Raw genomic sequence first — 2,208 nt, 5'->3', positions numbered from 1 at the left:
GGTAGTTCAGTTGGTTAGAATGCCTGCCTGTCACGCAGGAGGTCGCGGGTTCGAGTCCCGTCCAGACCGCCATTTTTTATACCAGTAGAAAATTCTACTGTTTATATATATAGAAAGTTTGGCTCAGTAGCTCAGTCGGTAGAGCACGCCCGAATAAGCTACAGTGAATAAGCATCAGCGTACCCATCGAGCTGCTGCTTGAGTAAGCTTTATGAGATGGGGACGAAGGTACGGCCACCTTCAAAGTTTAGGAAACAATCATAGTATGGCTCAGTAGCTCAGTCGGTAGAGCAAAGGACTGAAAATCCTTGTGTCGGCGGTTCGATTCCGTCCTGAGCCACCATTTTACTAGTTGTGTTTATATGTGGAGGGGTAGCGAAGTGGCTAAACGCGGCGGACTGTAAATCCGCTCCCTAAGGGTTCGGCGGTTCGAATCCGTCCCCCTCCACCATTTATAGGGGTATAGTTTAAAGGTAGAACGAAGGTCTCCAAAACCTTTGGTGTGGGTTCAATTCCTACTACCCCTGCCAGAGAAAGAGAATATGGCGGTTGTGGCGAAGTGGTTAACGCATCGGATTGTGGTTCCGACATTCGTGGGTTCGAATCCAGCTAGCCAGCCATTCTTTAATACAGTATTGCGGGTGTAGTTTAGTGGTAAAACCTCAGCCTTCCAAGCTGATGTTGTGAGTTCGATTCTCATCACCCGCTCCATAATGGGCCTATAGCTCAGCTGGTTAGAGCGCACGCCTGATAAGCGTGAGGTCGATGGTTCGAGTCCATTTAGGCCCACCAGAGTTTTTTGCGATAGCAAAATAACTTAACGCTATTCCGCAGTAGCTCAGTGGTAGAGCTATCGGCTGTTAACCGATCGGTCGTAGGTTCGAGTCCTACCTGCGGAGTCTTTTTTATTTTCTAGACTAAACAAGATTCCCTCAAAAACTTCTTTCTTTCCCACATGACAATTTTAACTTCGCAGTTATCATCCATCTGAAATTTGCCGATGAAGGGCAGGGCGGGGCAATGCTATCCTGCACTGATTTTCCCTCGGTTTACACTACATGTCTTATTTTTCAACAAAATAAAAAATAGAATCATTTTCTGGGGAATAATGTCTTTTTTTCTGAAAATACTAACTGGTTTTCGACAATTACTTTCAGATATCCATATATCCTAACGGTCTAAATCAAAGATACTTTTGAATAACTTCCGGAGCATCTTGGATATAAACTAGTTTCCAAGGGTCAAGGAGATTTTCTTTTGTTACTCTTAGAGCTGGGACAGCTACGTAGGTTGGAGCTTGTTTTCCAAGCAGTGCATATCCTGCCAAGATCGCTTCAGCGTAGGTCTCTATATTTTAACTATGAGCGCCGTGATGAACTTCAAGTTTGTTTCTCCGATAATCCAGGCGACGCAAATGGCTTCAGAACGGTTTAAACTGGACCTGCAACTCCATATGGTGAAGGATTATGGCCAATCCCAGCTCTGGGTATTGGCTACGGGGAAACAAAAATCATTGAAACCTATGATTTATTTAAAGTAATTGAGGAAGAAACGGAGTTTTCTCCAAACTTCAATGATGGCTATAGGATTGAATTAATTGCAGATGCGATTCTAGAATCAGCTGAAAAAGGTCAATGGGTTAGTGTGGAAAAAAATGCGGCAGCTGCTACAAAATAATTTGAAGAAGAGGCGTCTCGGTGGAGGGCCTCTTTAAGTTTTTAATACTTTTTTCTGCAGTGGGTTTTCCTGCTAGATAAAGGTTTTATTTTTTTCACAAGAGATGAAAAATGATCAAAATAGTTCAATTAAATACTATATTAATAGAAAATTTGTAAAGAGGGTTGACGGAGAGATAAAAAGGGAGTATTATAAGAACTCCTGAAGGGGATAAAATATTAAACCTTCAAGATGAGAAATAACTCTTGACGAATTTGATATTTTAGTATAATATTAATAACTGTCGCTGGGTTGATTGAAAAAGTTTCTTAAAAAAGATTGACACAACGAAGACGAGATGATATATTAATATTCTGTCTCGAAAAATTGCTCTTTGAAAACTAAACAAACAAAAACGTCAACAAACAATAATATTCGTTTCATTTGAAACGAGCCAACGTTTTATTTTATGAGCTAATCAACTTTCTTGGAGAGTTTGATCCTGGCTCAGGACGAACGCTGGCGGCGTGCCTAATACATGCAAGTCGAGCG

1 protein-coding gene, 7 tRNA genes and 1 rRNA gene are annotated in these 2,208 nt (G+C 41.5%); all 9 read left to right on the top strand.

Annotated features, from left to right (window positions below; translation table 11 throughout):
* Position 1: 1 nt before the first annotated feature.
* Positions 2–72: transfer RNA gene (locus ACIFOT_RS32435), tRNA-Asp, on the top strand.
* A 195-nt stretch (positions 73–267) separates the two neighbouring features.
* A tRNA-Phe gene (locus ACIFOT_RS32430) sits at positions 268–343 on the top strand.
* Between the two features lie 23 nt (positions 344–366).
* A tRNA-Tyr gene (locus ACIFOT_RS32425) sits at positions 367–451 on the top strand.
* A 5-nt stretch (positions 452–456) separates the two neighbouring features.
* Positions 457–530, top strand: a tRNA-Trp gene (locus ACIFOT_RS32420).
* 107 nt (positions 531–637) lie between these two features.
* Positions 638–711: transfer RNA gene (locus ACIFOT_RS32415), tRNA-Gly, on the top strand.
* Positions 712–715: 4 nt separating this feature from the next.
* Positions 716–792: transfer RNA gene (locus tag ACIFOT_RS32410), tRNA-Ile, on the top strand.
* A 35-nt stretch (positions 793–827) separates the two neighbouring features.
* Positions 828–899 (top strand) — tRNA-Asn (locus ACIFOT_RS32405).
* 473 nt (positions 900–1,372) lie between these two features.
* Positions 1,373–1,540, top strand: a complete 168-nt coding sequence (locus ACIFOT_RS32400) for a hypothetical protein (RefSeq protein WP_430073105.1) — start codon at positions 1,373–1,375, stop codon at positions 1,538–1,540.
* A gap of 600 nt (positions 1,541–2,140) precedes the next feature.
* A 16S ribosomal RNA gene (locus ACIFOT_RS32395) occupies positions 2,141–2,208 on the top strand; the annotation flags it as partial.

The organism is Neobacillus sp. NRS-1170 (genome assembly GCF_050468025.1).
The sequence above is the reverse complement of the archived record's forward strand: the minus strand, read 5'-3'. Positions and strand labels throughout refer to the sequence as shown.